Source organism: Shewanella oneidensis MR-1 (genome assembly GCF_000146165.2).
Taxonomy (GTDB): Bacteria; Pseudomonadota; Gammaproteobacteria; order Enterobacterales; family Shewanellaceae; genus Shewanella; species Shewanella oneidensis.
This window is the reverse complement of sequence record NC_004347.2, coordinates 3851836-3866871: the sequence shown is the minus strand read 5'-3', so window position 1 is coordinate 3866871 and position 15036 is coordinate 3851836. Positions and strand designations below refer to the sequence as shown.

Below are 15036 nucleotides of genomic sequence, written 5' to 3'. Positions count from 1 at the left end.
GCGTGATAAACCTTAATGCCGTTATCTGAGTTGTTCCTAATACAGGCGCATTGTGTATATCGTCGTTATCTTCTGTATTGCGAGGGATTAAGTCCCGCATTTAACGGTATGTTGAGGTCAACATAAAGCCGCCGTCTTGTCTTTTTTCTGGCCGCTTTTTCTTATTTTTATTGAGATAATCGAGGCTTAAGTGAAAAAAATTCTGATCATCTTTTCCAGTGTTCATGGCCACACTCGTAAAATCACCAATCAGTTAGCTCAGCAACTCAAAGAGTTGGGTAATTCGGTGGTGATTGCGGATATTAAGGCTGTCCCTGCGATGGAGTCTTTCGATAAGATCATTATTGGCGCGAGTATTCGTCACGGAAAACATAATCCTGCGTTGTACGAATTTATCCAAAAGCATCAACAGATCCTCACGCAAAAGGTCAGTGGCTTTTTCTCCGTCAGTTTAGTGGCTCGTAAACCCGAGAAAAATACTCCAGAAACCAACCCATACATGCAAGCATTTTTAAGCAAAACGACTTGGCGCCCTAAGTTGCTACAAGTGTTTGGCGGTAATCTGAATTACCAAGGTTATAATGCTTTCGATAGAAATATTATTCGTTTTATCATGTGGTTAACTAAGGGGCCAACGGATCCTGTCACCAATGTTGAATACACAGACTGGCAAAAAGTGCAAGAGTTTGGTTTACAAATCCATCAAGCCTAAGCGGGCGGGTGAGGCTAATGCCGATTATCGAGGGTAACCCTATATGTCGAACAAATTAACCCAGGTATTCGATTTTTTGTTGGCGCGTTTGCACGTCTGGATAGTGTTATTCTCTGGGATACTCGTCTGCACCAGTCCGTGGATTTTTATCGGTAGAAACCTACGCACTAATGCTGGCGTTTGGGATTATCTGCATGTTTACCTAGGATTGGTGTGTTCAGCGTTAGGGATTTTATTTTTGTTGCGTAATAGCCTCCAAGGCAAATGGCACCAGTATTTTGCTTGGTTGGTGGGGGATTGGGGGCAACTGGCGCAGGACATTAAAGGCCTTTTTAAAGGCAAACTCCCCGTAGCAGGTGGCAAAGGCTTGTTTAGTACTATCGAAGGGATTGGGATGATACTGCTAGTCGCGACAGGATTAACTGGCGTCGTATGGTTTATTTATCAAGGTAGCCCACTGGCGATGACTTGGCGTGGTTATCATCAAATTTGTGCCGATGCTTTTATTGGCTTTTTAGTCTTACATCTTGTGTTGGCAGCAACACATATCATTGAGTTTATTCGGCAATAACTTCCGTTACCGCTTGAGCTTTTAGGTTCAACTTGAGGGAGTTTATCTGGCGCTAAATAATGGCGTGGACTGACAAGTATCGATTTATTTTTGATTGAGACTTGTCAGTCCGCTAAAGCATCCATTTGCAAAAAAACAGAGGCTTATATTGGTTAAGCTGTTAGCTCAAACGTGTTTGACGGCTAAGGGCGAAGACGGCAGCAAAGGCTAAGAATAACCAGTTTAGGCTACCACCAGAACTTTTTGCTGGCTGTGGATCTTTTTCGACGGCAAGGTAGTTAATTAAACTAATCAGCTCATCTAGAGTTCTGATACTGCTTAGGTTAACCGCGTATTTGTCGTTAACAATAAAGGCTGGCACACTTTCAATACGAAATTGATTCTGCTGGGCACGCCACAGGGCTAACTTTTCCTCGGTGCTCTTGCTGTCGGCAAGTTTGTCGTATTTAGCTGCGTCGATACCAAACTTAGCAAAGACTTGTTTAATGTCGTCACGGCTGTTGATTTGTGACTCGTGCTTGTGCCCAGGTGCGCTGTGGTCATGGCCATTAGCGCCTTCTTCCCCTTGAATGGCTGCAAACATTGCATGGGTTAGTGCATCTTTATTATCGAGATCTTGGATGACTGCCAGCGAGCGCATGACTTCAGTCCCTAAAGCGCTGTTCATAAAGTCGACATGCTTGCTATCAAATGCAATGCTTTTGTTTAAGTTAGCTTTGATATCAGGCAGATAATTGGTTTCCATATTGAAGCAGTTATGGCAATAGAAGGAGAAAAACTCGGTGAGTTTGGGTTCGCTGCTCAGTGCTTTGTCAGAAATTTGAGTGTAGTGAGTGCCTTCAACAAAGTTTGCGGCAAAGGTGCTAAATGGTGCAACGATTAAGGCGACAGCCAAGGCGATTGGTTTGATCATAGAACCCTCAAAGTCGGTTAGATTGAATTCAGTGCATGGATATGCGTTGTGCCTTAGATAGTGGGCAAGCTGATCCAGTCTTGAAATTACGCTCGCTTTATACCAGCGTGAAGATGGTTTTAGGTTAGTTTGGGATGCTTAATTATCGCTGAATTAGGCGGCAGATATCAGACTAAATCTGTGATCCCGCGGGAGTTTAGGCATAGAAGTTTGCAAGACTGCAAAGGGGATCACAGATATATCAGTATTAGCTAAGCAATATCCCGCAGCGATTGCCAAGCCTCGCAGACTTCTCTAAATCGCGCAGCATCCCCCTCGGGTCTATCTGGATGCCATTTCAGCGCTAGGCGACGCCATTGTTTACGAATATCCCTTGGCGTTGCGCTTTCATCTAACTCAAATATCCTTAGGGCATGGCCTTTGTGCATTAAATTTACATTGAGGCCAATATAACTCTTATAGCTGCTCCAGAAGGCCTCTAATAACTCACGCACAACGTTTTCACTGGTGTCGTAGTTATTCCAGTCAAGATAGTATTCTCTCAGGGAAGTATCTTCCATTATCAATAAGTTAACGTTTGATGGCACGAGGCGGAAAATCTGGATTTCCATCGCTTTAACTTGCAGCCATTGCTTAGGTAGCAGAATTTCTTGCAACTCGAATAGGGCATTCATCAGTAAAAAATTACGCTTAAACAAATCATTACCCGGATTTTCATCTAACTGATGGATAAGCCCTCTGTTTTGCAATTCGGTGGCGAGGTGGTGGATTTTCCAACTTTGATTAGAGGCTTGTAACACTGATAGTACTGGCCAGGTTAACGGATTGTCTCCCTTAGTGGTCGAAAGCCTTGCCGATTGAGCTTCTGCACTGAGTGAAGGTTTAGCGAGTAGCATACTGACAGTCCCATCCTAAGTTGTTATCAAGCAAGTGTGGCGAAAAGTAAGATGTACTTCTATCTATAAGATTATTAATGCTTTTATCTTATATTTTCGCTACGTTTAGCGAGCTATAGGTACACTATGCCATAGTGCAAAGTGTAGGCAAAGATGGATTTTAGAGCAATTTAGCCCAAGAACACTCCTACCTTAGTTAGTTTTAACGACGTCAATTCCTTATGGTGAGTGTTTGGGACGAATAATAAAAATGCCCTTGTTTGCTGTGCAAAACAAGGGCATTTACGGTGTGAGTTTAGGCGTAACTGCTTAAATTTCGGTAAAAATCACTTCTTGCGCTAAACGCGACTTAGGTAACTTAGCGTTAAAGTCTTCTTCTGAGCGGTAACCTAACGCTACAACCACAGAAGCGCACAAGCCTTTTTCTCTTAAGCCTAAGACTTGATTGAGTTTCGTGGCATCGAAACCTTCGATTGGGCAGGCATCAATATCGAGTACACTTGCACCTAACATCAGCGTACCGAGCGCTAAATAGACTTGTTTTTCCATCCAATGCTGGGCGTCTTTTAGCTCAAATTTATGCATATTGGCAAAGAATGAGCGGCCATTATGCTGACCTTGTTTGGCTTCTTCATTCGCAAAACGACCATCTTTTGCTTCTTGTTCAAGCACTTGTAATAAGTGTGCTTCATCGAGTTGAGTACGAGTACAAAGTACCACTACGTGGGAAGCATCAAGAATTTTTTGGGTATTAAATGCATAATGTTCAGTCGCTTGGGCGATCAGTGCTTTGCCTTCAGCTGTGCCTGCCAGCACAAAGTGCCACGGCTGCGAGTTAGTCGATGATGGGCTGAACTGTAATAAGGTCTTGATGTCGGCAATCTTATCGGTAGGAATTATCTTAGTTGGATCAAAGGCCTTAGTGGTGTAACGCTTTTTAGCGAGAAAACTTAAATCACTCATGTAACGGCTCCAAATCATCTGGGAATACAAATTCAACGACAGCATTTTAAGCGGGTTTAGGCAAAACACAATGTGATCAAAACGGTTATCAGTTTCAAAATATTTTTGAAACCGAGTGTTAGTTCAACTTTGAAAAGGATAGCAAGTGCAAAATAGCTTAATCAACAGATCGGAGTCATTCTAAGGACCCCAAATAAGCTGGTTTAATATCGGTTTAATGTTATTTATACTATTGTTTTTAAATGGTATTTGTCTTTGTTGACTGTTGCTGAGTTGGCATGATTGATGAGAATGACTGATTTAGATCAATCTTACGCGAGAACATCGCAGCATCTCATGTCTTTAAATTCATTCCTTTGCTACATTTTGTTGTGAAGCTTAAATCGCTATCTCATTATTTTTAGGAGGATGTATGGCGAGATTACTGATGTTGATTATTGCATTGGGTCTATTACCGATATCTTCTGTCTATGGAAAAGAATTAAAATTAGCCTTAGTGCCTAAATTTTATAGCGTTTTTTTTGATCAAAGCAAAAATGGCTGTATCGATGCAGCGGCTCAAATCGAAGGCGTTGAATGTATATATCGAGGACCTGAAATAAGCAGTGTTAGATTACAAGATCAGGTGATAAATCAACTGATTGATGAAGGTGTTGATGGTATTGCTGTTGCCGTTACCCAATCTAAATATCTCGTTGAAAATAGCCTTAAACGGGCTAAAGAAGTCGGCATTCCAATTGTTACCTATGACTCTGACTTTGATGCTTCAATCAACGGCGATCCTAAGAATTTTCGCTTAGCCTATATCGGCACTGACAATTTTGAACTAGGTAAGTCATTAGGTGAAGAGTTAAAAAAATTACGGCCTAATGGAGGCATGCTTATCATGCAGTCTGGGCGCCCTGATTCCCCCAATTTGAATTTACGGTTGATGGGAGTTCGCTCTGCTTTGTCGGGAAAAAAATACGATATTCCCCCAGGGAAATTACTTAATAACGAGCAGGGCTGGACTGAAGTGAGAGAACCTTTGTTTAATTTTGACCAACTTAGTCAAGCCGTTAAGCAAATGGAGTCTGTTATGAAAGGCAAGCCGGTGAAAGCAGACTCGTTTATTGCGGTTGGAGGTTGGGCGCAAAATAATGATGCGCTCTACCGTGACATGATTGCCCCATTTCAAGAAAAAATTAATGATAAGGAAGTCGTGATTGTTATGACTGACACCTCTCCTGAGCAATTGACGATGTTGAAAGATAATCTTGCGCATATCAATGTCGGTCAAAATCCCTATGAAATGGGCAGGCAGGCAATTTTGACGCTTTATAAAATTGTCACAAAACAACAATATGAAGAAGTCATTTACACTCCTGTCACCTTTTGTACCCCACAGAATTTCAATACCTGTGAAAAGCGTGCAGGAATGTAATGCCTAGAGCCTATGTTCTTGAGAGCGTTTTAGTGTGTGCATAATCTATCGATTATGACTTTTGATCATGTATTGGAAAGAGCAAAGCGCATAATTGGGAAACGCGGCTAACAAACGCCTCAATAGGGACTGTCAACGCGTAGCGTTTCCAGTCCCAATGAGCCGCGATGGTTACGGTTGCTGTGTTTGAGTTTGGTGTTATGCGTTGTCAGCCCCTTAGGCGGGCGTTAGCCATACTAGGAAAATTCGTGCAGATTACAGTAAAAGGGCCAAGTTTCTGGTGTCAGGAAGATGAAGATAAGTTTTTTGAGTGGATTTACTCTCTGCCAAATTATCAGTCGGTAACTGGCCGCGGCTTGGATTTAATAATTGAGCTAAATGAGCCAGTATCGCAGAGTACAATAAACCAGTTGTTCGTATTATTTAAACGTTGGGAGCTAGATTTTAACTCTTTGGCTCCTTTAAAAAATGTCAACAAAAGCCATGTCGCTTGGATCAATGAGTTCTTCAAGTAAAATATGTCTACCAAGGCTAGGCATGGCGACGTCTTTTTTGCTCCGGCTTCGCCCCCACGACAAAGCTGCGAGGGCGTTCAAAATTCTGTGTCAGGCTAATTTTTAAATTTCTAGCACGCTATCTAAACGCCCTTCAAAATAAATCGCTAACTGTGATAAACAAAGGCTCCAATTGTGGATTGGCATGGTCCATTTATCTGAGGCGTTTAATATGCCTGCGTAAAGTAGCTTCAACAAGCTATTTTCATTAGGAAATGCACCTTTGGTTTTGGTGAGCTTTCTAAATTGGCGATGCACAGCCTCAACTGCATTGGTCGTGTAAATCACTTTCCTGATATGTTCTGGGTACTTAAAATAATGGGACAAATTATGCCATTTGCGACGCCAAGAGTTGATTACCAGCGGATAAGCATCACCCCATTTGGCCTCCAGTTCGTCCAATGCCATCTCTGCGGCTTCTTTACTCACGGCTCGATACACAGGCTTTAAATCAGCCATAAACGCTTTCTGATTTTTTGAGGCGACATACTTCATTGAGTTGCGGATCTGGTGGATAACGCATAGCTGTGTTTCCGTATGAGGGAAGATACTGGCTATGGCCTCAGGGAAACCGGTCAAGCCGTCAACACAGGCGATAAGAATATCTTTTACACCACGATTATTAAGATCGGTCAGTACGGATAGCCAGTAATTAGCGCCTTCATTTTCGGATAAGTGAAGCCCTAAAATTTCCTTTTTTCCTTTCATATTAAGCGCTAACAATGTGTAAACGGCTTTACTGACGTAACGCCCATCCTCTTTGACTTTATAATGTATCGCATCAAGCCACACGATAGGATAATGGCTATCTAATGGGCGCTGTTGCCACGCTTTAAGTTCGGGGATGAGTTTGTCAGTGATAGCACTGACTGTTGCGTTAGACACATTGAGCCCATACATATCTTCAACATGTTGATTAATATCGCGATAGCTCATACCTATACTGAACATCGATAACACTTTACGTTCGATTTCATCGGTTAGCGTAGTTTGATTTTTCTTAATCAACTGAGGCTCAAAGGTGCCATTGCGGTCTCTAGGCGCGTCTAACTCAAAGTTACCGGACGGATGCTTAATGGTCTTAGGGGTTTTGCCATTTTTACGATTAGGCTGAGGATCATGCGCTAAATGCTGCTCAAGCTCAGCCTGGAGAGCCGCTTCAGTGAGTTGCTTGATCAGTGGGCCAAGAATGCTGTCTTTACCTGTGAGGCTTTTACCTGATTGCAGATCTTTAAGGGCTTGTTCGAAGTTAAAAGGTTGGGTCATGTGTCATTCCTGTTTTTGAATATTTTACTGAAATGACACAGAATTATGAACACTACCAAAGCTTGCTCGTGCTGGCGGCGTTATCTCCATAGAATTTTTAATCCGAAACAAACTAGTTAGAGTTAAGGCTTTAACTCGGAACTGTCCAATTCCTTGTTAGAGACAGCATTAATCTTCTCTCGTTTGAACGTTACACATGCAAACTGTAACTGCATTTTATTGTTCCAATTTGTTAGCTGAGGGTTTTATGTCAGTATAGGTTTTTTGCTGCGACGTTAGCATGTAAAGCAAGATGAGCTTTTACCGTCTTGAATCGCCAGCAAACAAGGCTATCGAGGCGGTGATTCCTTGGTAAAACCCGTTAGCGTCTGTATCGACAGCTTTTTACCTGCGAGATTGGGCATCAGTGCCTCAAGGATGATGCGATGAATAAACGTATTGTGATTTGTGCCGACGGCACGTGGAATCGACCCGAGAAAGATCTTAAGGTGGATTTTCCCACCAATGTGCTGCGTCTGGCGCGGGCTATTAGCCCGATTGCGGCCGATGGTAAACCTCAGCAAGTGTTTTACGACTGGGGTGTTGGCTCCTATTACGATGAAGTGATTGGCGGCGCGACGGGGCGTGGACTGCATAAAAACATCATGGATGGTTATCGCTATATTGTGCAAAACTACTCGCCCGGTGATGAGATTTATCTCTTTGGCTTTAGCCGCGGCGCCTATACAGTGCGCTGCCTGTGTGGCCTTATTAATAACTGCGGTATTCTAAAGCGTCCGGAAGCTCGGCTTATCCAGCAAGCCTTTGACCATTATAAAAAAAGCAGTGCGCCCTTTGCCCCAAGCGGCGATAAATCCGTTGAGTTTAGGCATGAACACTGCCACGAATCGCGGGAGATTAAGTTTGTCGGCGTGTGGGATACTGTGGGCGCCATGGGGATCCCGATTTCCTTCCTCGGCTTATTTGAAGATAAAGACGAGTTTTACGACACTAAAATTGGCCGCAATGTGCGTGTTGCCCGCCATGCCTTGGCGATAGACGAGCATCGCAGCGATTTTGAGCCGACCATTTGGCAATTGCGCGACAATATGGATATGCAGCAAGTATGGTTTGCGGGTGCCCATAGCAATGTTGGCGGCAGTTATCTGCCTGATAAGGATGGCTCTTTACTGTCGGATAATGCCCTTGCGTGGATGATAGCTGAGGCTGAGCGGTTTAATTTAAGTCTCGAGCCCCATTTAACGGCTGGTTTGCGCCCTAATCCCTTGGCGACGCTGCACGATTCTCGCCGCAGTTTTTATCGAATTAAGCAGCCGTATTTGCGGCCGCTTGATCCCGATGTTGCGCCAGTATTGTTGCATCGCTCGGTCAAAGTGCGTTGGGAGCAAGATCCCAAGTATCGGCCTAAAAACCTGCAGGCTTACCTTGAAAAGTTCGGTTGGCCACAAGAGTTAATCGATTAAATAATAAGGAATTTAATGTTAATGCGCTGCTTTATTGCCCTCAGTCTCAGCCTTACCCTGTTACCCATAGCGGCGATGGCTGAGCCAGCAAAACGTATTATTGCGTTGTCACCCCACGCCGTTGAAATGCTCTATGCCATTGGCGCGGGGGAGGCGATTGTGGCCGCTACAGATTATGCGGATTACCCCGAAGCGGCGAAAAAAATCCCTAGTATTGGTGGCTATTATGGCATTCAAATTGAGCGCGTATTAGAGCTTAATCCCGACCTGGTTGTCGTGTGGGATACGGGGAACAAGGCTGAAGATATTAATCAACTCAAAAGCTTAGGTTTTAAACTGTACAGCAGTTCCCCACAAACGCTTGAAGATGTCGCCAAAGAAATCGAAGAGTTAGGCCAATTAACGGGGCATGTGGAGCTGGCTAATCAAGTGGCAACGGATTATCGCCGCGAGCTGCTTCGACTACGCAATGAAAACGCCGCTAAATCTGAGCCAAAAGTGTTTTATCAGCTGTGGTCGACGCCCTTAATGACAGTTGCTAAAAACAGTTGGATCCAGCAGATTATTGGCGTGTGCCATGGGAAAAATGTCTTTTATGATGCGGCGAGTGATTATCCGCAGGTGAGTCTTGAGAATGTGTTACTGACCTTGCCCGAGGTCATTTTACAAAGCGAAGAAGAAGGTAATGTTAAAGGGATTGATTGGCGTAAATGGACCGAAATCCCTGCCGTTAAAAACCAGCATATTTATCAATTAAATGCCGATTTATTACACCGTGCGACGCCCAGAGCTTTACTTGGTGTAAAGGCTGTTTGCGATGCCTTAGATAAGGCGCGTTAATCGCTCGCCTCCTGCTGTTAGATTTAACGCTGTGAGCGCTGTAATATATTGTTTAATATATATTTATTCCATTATGTGCGATTGGCTAAGGAAGCCCTATGAATACATTACTGACTTGTTTGTTTATCGCCATGCTATTGCCGTATTTAGCTAAAGGTCCTGTGGCGTGGGCGATGGCCAAAGCGGGGGGTTATGATAACCATCATCCTCGTAGCCAGCAGGCGCAGTTAACGGGATTTGGTGCTCGGGCATTAGCGGGGCATCAAAATGCCTTTGAATCACTGCTGATATTTGGCTTGGCGGTGTTGACTGTAATCGCAACTGGCAAAGTGACGCCCACGGCCGAGTGGTTAGCGATTGTGCATATTGTGGCGCGCTTTGCGTATCAGATTTTATATCTATTGAATAAAGGCACCTTACGATCTCTCTCTTGGTTTGTGGCGATTTTCAGTGCCTTTGGGATTTTCTTTCAAGCTTTTTAATGCTCGCCATTTTACAAATAAGTGCTGGACGCTGTAGAGCATTAACATCTCAGCGTTAACATCTTAAAAGTGATTGGTTGAAAAGCATTTTTTGATAAGTGCTCGATTTCACCCTATCTGCCTAGCCTTGGTCACGAGGCAGTTTGATATCAATGCGGCAGCTAGGGCCGCCGCATTGATGGCTGCGTTAGCTTAAGCTCATAAATAATCCCGCGATAGTCGCCGCCATAAGATTAGATAAAATCCCCGCCGCCAAGGCCTTTAGGCCAAGTGAGGCGATTTCAGCGCGGCGCTCTGGCACTAGGCCACCGATCCCAGCAATTGCGATAGCCACAGTACCTATATTGGCAAAACCACACAGCGCAAAAGATAAGATCACTTGAGTACGCTCAGACATTGGTTGCCCTGTGGTTGCGACTAGGGCGTCACCTGACAGGTAAGGTGCTAAGTTGATGTAGGCAAAAAATTCATTGATCACAATCTTTTGGCCAATAAAAGAGCCCGCCAGCATGGCTTCATTCCAAGAAATGCCCATTAACCAAGCCAGTGGTGCAAACAGGTAGCCGAGGATCTGTTGCAAAGTGAGACCCTCGAGGCCAAACCAAGCGCCAATACCACCGAGCATCCCATTGAATAAGGCAACTAAACTGATAAATGAAAACAACATTGCGCCTACCGCGAGGGCGAGGGAAAGTCCGCTCATGGTGCCTGTGGTGGCGGCATCAAGTAGATTGCGAGGTTGATTTTCCTCTGTGAGCTGTAGATGCGCATCGTTGATTGTTTCTGTTTGTGGGATCAAAAGCTTAGCAAACAGAAGGCCGCCGGGAGCTGCCATAAACGAGGCCGCGAGCAGGTACTCCATCTTTATGCCTAGTTGAGCATAGCCCGCGAGCATAGTGCCCGCGATTGAGGCTAAACCGCCGCACATTACTGCAAATAACTCTGAGCGAGTCATACGCGGCATATAAGGTTTAATGAGTAGTGGCGCTTCTGTTACCCCTAAAAAGATGTTGGCACTGGCCGACATGGATTCTGCCTTACTGGTGTTGAGCAGTTTTTGCAGCGCCCCGCCAACGGCTTTGACCACCAGTTGCATTATTCCCAGATAATAGAGCACCGCCGACAATGCTGAGAAAAACACAATAATTGGCAGCACTTTAAAAGCGATGACAAAACCGCCTGCGCCAAATAGCTCATACATTTTATCACTGACAAGGCCGCCAAACATAAAAGACATGCCGTCATTGCTGTAGCTGATGACGTTGGAGACGGCAGCAGCCATCGAGAATATCATCGATTGTCCCAGCGCGGAGTACATTACAAATGCCCCTAGGGCCAATTGTAGTAAAAAGGCGAGGCCGACAGTGCGGTAGTTAATGGCTCTACGGTTTTCAGAGGCAAGGTATGCCACAGCAAGTAAGGTGATGATGCCTAAGAGGCTAACTAAGATTTGCATGGATTTAATCTACATTGGAATAGCGAAACAAACGCAGGCTTGGCAGTGCAAAAGTGCTGGCCAAGCTCACTGTGGATGGGCGATAAGCTAGCGTTGGCTTTATCCCGCCCTAGTCACTCATTTAGTGGTGTTGATCAGTTGCTGTATGATGTTCAGTACAAATTGCTGGCAATCCACTGCGGTCTGCGGGTCACAGTCCTGGTCGTGTTGATCGGTATTTGACAATATGCGAATGCTGACAAAGGGGAGTTTGTAAGCCTCTGCCACTAACGCCGCCGCGGACGTTTCCATTTCTTCGACTGCGGTGCCAAAGGTGTGGTGTAACCAATTGATACGGTCAAGCTCGCGATTCCATTCATCACCAGTACCTATTATTCCCTTCACTACATTTCCCTTGGTGTAGTGATGTGCTTGGGATAATGCCACCTCCACTAAGGCTGGATCAGCTTTAAAGTGGTTATGCTTGACCACCTCGCCGTTTTCACGCAGGTACATGGTCATATCGAAGTTTTGCCATTGGGTAGGATGAATCCCCTGACCCTTTGGGGTTAACTTGGTGAGATATGAACCCATATTAAAACTGGTTTCACCGATGACGATATCACCGCGATACAGCTTAGGATCATGGCCGCCAGCGGTGCCCTGATTGATGATTAGCTTGGGTCGATAGTGGGCAATGGCCAGTGTGGTCGCTGCCGCCGCGTTTGCTAAGCCTATTTCAGTACGGGAGACCACGACAGGGTGGCCACTCAGTTCACCCTCCCAGAACGTCCATGATCCAAATGTGTTGACAGTGACCTTGCCAAGGGCGGCAATTAAGGTCTCAACTTCAATGTCCATCGCTCCTTGAACCAAAATAGGGGAAAGTGTTTTGCTGGCTGACACTTGTTGGGGATTTTGCATATTGATGTTTTAAAAAGGGGCGGTGCGGGAATGTTAGCAATCCTCACTTTGTGGAACAAACAAGGGGACTGTGAGTAAATTGTTATGTTCAAGATGATGGACCGATTGAAATATAAGCATATTTTGATGTTAAAGGTCGTTGCAGTTGTTTTTTAAGAAGATTCATTAGCACGCGTCTTAAGGCTAAAAAACGATAAATTAACAAACTAAAAAATTCAAAAAACTGTTTTCAGAATATTAGGTTAGTCAATTACGCGAGTGAGCAAGCTTTAATCAGTCGATCTTTTTGGGACGGATGCTTGTTAAGCCTTTGAGTAGAATAACTTCGCGTTATTCCTCGTTTCGCGAGCACGAGCTTGCCAGAACGAACAAAATTTAATCTCGAAATATCAACACGCCCTAGGCATAAATGCCATGTATAGCCACTTTTCCTGTTTTTTGAGCAATCGTAGAAAATGAATATCCCAAAGACAGCATGATAAAGCCCTCATATTTCACATTTTGACGGTAGGCACTGAGGCTGAAACGGAAGTTAAGGCTAATGGCTATCGCCGCGGCTAGCTTGTTATGTCAAAAATATGAATTGATTATTTTATCGCCGATTTTCTGACGTTAGTTAAGTGAGTTGTGGTTTTTTGTCACCTAAGGGCTCTTGTCAAATAATCGATCATTCTTCTTGATAAATTGTTAATTTTGACAGCTTAGTGCCAACTTTTATCTTAAATAGCTAAAACCATGTAATTTAAGGTGTTTACTTTTTTATATCCTATTGATTAATGGTGTTTATTTGACTGTTTTTGGTCATTAATTTGACAGTTTTATTTATCAAAAACCTCAGCTATATTGCAGAAGTCGATACCATTTTTGAGGTTTAAATACCATGTTACGTCTACTGACCTATGGTCTGGTTGCCTTTGGCGCTTGGTTTATTTATCAGGATGCTTCCGAGTATTTTGGCATGAAGACCTTTGATAAGGCTTTAGCTGAGGATGTGCAGCATAAGGTGGAAGCGCGAAAGGCAAAAGCGGCGGCGGAGCAATATGCTCAGCAACTTAAACAGCAGGCAGCTGCAGATTGCCAAGCAACAAAGACATGTACTCAATAATGGCGATTTACTGCGTTTGTTCTTGCTGCGCATAAGTAACAAACGGTTTAGTCACTGTGCCACAGCATCAGAGGGGCAAATAGGATTATTTGCCCCTCTTTGAGTTTCTGATGTCTTATTCTTGGTCGTGGCTGGATAAAACCCAGCGGTTAGTTAGGTTTAAACTCATCTCTTTTTTATCAAGAGCCAGTAAAGTGCGTTTGCACACTCAAAACGTCAACATGCCCTAGATAAACTGTCTATCTATTAAGCAAATTGTCAGGTTTTTCTTGTTACCTTTCGCCCCTTGTGTTTTGGCTAGTCGGATTGCGATTGTTTTACTCCAGAGAGATTCCATGTTGATAAAGTGTAAACTGCCCTTAGCAATGCTCATGTCGATGGTATTGTCTATATTGTCGCCTCAACTGTCGGCAACCGACTTTAGCAGCAACAATCTTAAACTAAATAAGATATTCACTAGTGGCTTTGCAATTCACTCTGATACTGCTTGCTATCCCTTGGCTAATTGCCAGGCAACAATGCTGCCTATTATGGGATTATCTTCTTTAATTCAGCCTTCACATATGCAAGTGAATGCTCAAGGAATTGTCGATTCTCACAGGGGGGGATGGTGTTGGATTTCAATCGGCGCCTGAGCAGCAATCTTTACAGCCTGCAGAGCTTAAACCTGTCAATGTGAGTATTAATTCAATTGATGAACTGATGCTCTTTTTTGAATCTCTTAATTACACCCCTGAAAATTTTCATGGAGGGAATAAATCGGTACCCAGAATAACCTTTGATGCCGTAGGTGAGGGATGGCGGTCGGTATCAGACCAACTTCCTGTAAAACAAAAGAAAATGGTATTTTTTAGATTGATGACCCCCTTAGTGTTATTAGCTAATGAGAAAGTGTTACAAGAACGGCAACAGGTGATGTCTGCCCCCCTAGATGACGCAGAGTTGATTGCTTTAGCTGTTAAGTACAAGGTCATCAGCAATCCAACACAGCCGTTATTAGCATCCCATAGACAAGCCTTGCTTGAACGGGTCGATATTTTGCCTCCTTCGTTAGTGCTGGCTCAAGCGGCAAAGGAGAGTGGTTGGGGAACATCGCGCTTTACGCTTGAAGGTAATGCCTTGTTTGGTCAGTGGGATTTTAATGGTAATGGTATGGAGCCTAAGCAGAAGCGTCAAGGGATGGGGCGCTACGGACTTGCGCGATTCGAGACTCCCTTAGCCTCCGTTGAAGGATACTTATTGAATTTAAATACCCATAGCGCCTATTACAAAATGCGTCAGCTTCGTGCCCAATCAAGGCATGCAAATCAAATGATTACGGGGACTGCACTCGCTGGCACCTTAGACAGATATTCGGAGCGTGGGCACGCCTATGTTGAGATGATTCGGAAGATGATCCGCACCAATAAGCTTTATTTGGCAGATGAGGCCTATTTAAATGATGATATGCCATTGCATTTACTTACAAGAACAAACTAACAATTTGTGT

At 44.0% G+C, this 15036-nt stretch carries 15 protein-coding genes; 9 read left to right on the top strand and 6 right to left on the bottom strand.

The window, feature by feature from the left end:
* Positions 1–190 precede the first annotated feature (190 nt).
* Both hemG and SO_RS17335 read left to right on the top strand, forming a co-directional pair.
* A complete protein-coding gene (gene hemG / locus SO_RS17340; protein WP_011073509.1) occupies positions 191–712 on the top strand; it encodes a menaquinone-dependent protoporphyrinogen IX dehydrogenase in 522 nt (173 codons plus the stop codon).
* A 43-nt stretch (positions 713–755) separates the two neighbouring features.
* Positions 756–1283: a cytochrome b/b6 domain-containing protein gene (locus SO_RS17335; protein ID WP_011073508.1), complete on the top strand. Its 528-nt coding sequence runs from the start codon at positions 756–758 to the stop codon at positions 1281–1283.
* Positions 1284–1443: 160 nt separating this feature from the next.
* On the opposite strand, the gene SO_RS17330 is transcribed toward SO_RS17335, so the two are convergent.
* The 3 genes from SO_RS17330 to nfsB all read right to left on the bottom strand — a co-directional run bounded on the left by SO_RS17330 (position 1444) and on the right by nfsB (position 4055).
* Positions 1444–2196 (bottom strand): thiol:disulfide interchange protein DsbA/DsbL, encoded by a 753-nt coding sequence (locus tag SO_RS17330; RefSeq protein ID WP_011073507.1) that lies wholly within the window; start codon positions 2194–2196, stop codon positions 1444–1446.
* Positions 2197–2447: 251 nt separating this feature from the next.
* On the bottom strand, positions 2448–3092 hold the full coding sequence (locus tag SO_RS17325; protein ID WP_011073506.1) for a DNA-J related domain-containing protein: 645 nt from the start codon (positions 3090–3092) through the stop codon (positions 2448–2450).
* A 309-nt stretch (positions 3093–3401) separates the two neighbouring features.
* The gene (gene nfsB / locus SO_RS17320; RefSeq protein WP_011073505.1) at positions 3402–4055 is read right to left on the bottom strand and encodes an oxygen-insensitive NAD(P)H nitroreductase; all 654 of its coding nucleotides are present in this window, start codon (positions 4053–4055) and stop codon (positions 3402–3404) included.
* Between the two features lie 412 nt (positions 4056–4467).
* On the opposite strand from nfsB, the gene SO_RS17315 reads away from it, so the two are divergent.
* Positions 4468–5478 (top strand): sugar-binding protein, encoded by a 1011-nt coding sequence (locus tag SO_RS17315; protein WP_011073504.1) that lies wholly within the window; start codon positions 4468–4470, stop codon positions 5476–5478.
* Between the two features lie 248 nt (positions 5479–5726).
* Complete coding sequence (locus SO_RS17310) at positions 5727–5993, top strand: hypothetical protein (RefSeq protein WP_011073503.1); 267 nt, start codon at positions 5727–5729, stop codon at positions 5991–5993.
* A 102-nt stretch (positions 5994–6095) separates the two neighbouring features.
* Here the strand turns inward: SO_RS17310 and SO_RS17305 are convergent, their stop codons facing one another.
* Positions 6096–7298 carry an IS256-like element ISSod4 family transposase gene (locus SO_RS17305; RefSeq protein ID WP_005054087.1) on the bottom strand — a complete coding sequence of 401 codons (1203 nt, stop codon included), beginning with the start codon at positions 7296–7298 and terminating at the stop codon, positions 6096–6098.
* A gap of 425 nt (positions 7299–7723) precedes the next feature.
* On the opposite strand from SO_RS17305, the gene SO_RS17300 reads away from it, so the two are divergent.
* The 3 genes from SO_RS17300 (at position 7724) to SO_RS17290 (ending at position 10083) form a co-directional block, all read left to right on the top strand.
* Complete coding sequence (locus tag SO_RS17300; protein ID WP_011073502.1) at positions 7724–8761, top strand: DUF2235 domain-containing protein; 1038 nt, start codon at positions 7724–7726, stop codon at positions 8759–8761.
* A 15-nt stretch (positions 8762–8776) separates the two neighbouring features.
* A complete protein-coding gene (locus tag SO_RS17295; protein ID WP_011073501.1) occupies positions 8777–9601 on the top strand; it encodes a cobalamin-binding protein in 825 nt (274 codons plus the stop codon).
* Between the two features lie 98 nt (positions 9602–9699).
* The gene (locus tag SO_RS17290) at positions 9700–10083 is read left to right on the top strand and encodes an MAPEG family protein (RefSeq protein ID WP_011073500.1); all 384 of its coding nucleotides are present in this window, start codon (positions 9700–9702) and stop codon (positions 10081–10083) included.
* A 187-nt stretch (positions 10084–10270) separates the two neighbouring features.
* On the opposite strand, the gene SO_RS17285 is transcribed toward SO_RS17290, so the two are convergent.
* Entirely contained in the window at positions 10271–11539 is a 1269-nt protein-coding gene (locus tag SO_RS17285; RefSeq protein ID WP_011073499.1) for a NupC/NupG family nucleoside CNT transporter, read from the bottom strand.
* 117 nt (positions 11540–11656) lie between these two features.
* Positions 11657–12442: a 5'-methylthioadenosine/S-adenosylhomocysteine nucleosidase gene (locus tag SO_RS17280; RefSeq protein WP_011073498.1), complete on the bottom strand. Its 786-nt coding sequence runs from the start codon at positions 12440–12442 to the stop codon at positions 11657–11659.
* 880 nt (positions 12443–13322) lie between these two features.
* Here SO_RS17280 and SO_RS17275 point away from each other — a divergent pair.
* Together SO_RS17275 and SO_RS17270 are read left to right on the top strand one after the other, a co-directional pair.
* Complete coding sequence (locus SO_RS17275) at positions 13323–13547, top strand: hypothetical protein (RefSeq protein WP_011073497.1); 225 nt, start codon at positions 13323–13325, stop codon at positions 13545–13547.
* 573 nt (positions 13548–14120) lie between these two features.
* Positions 14121–15026 carry a glucosaminidase domain-containing protein gene (locus SO_RS17270; RefSeq protein WP_011073496.1) on the top strand — a complete coding sequence of 302 codons (906 nt, stop codon included), beginning with the start codon at positions 14121–14123 and terminating at the stop codon, positions 15024–15026.
* Positions 15027–15036 lie beyond the last annotated feature (10 nt).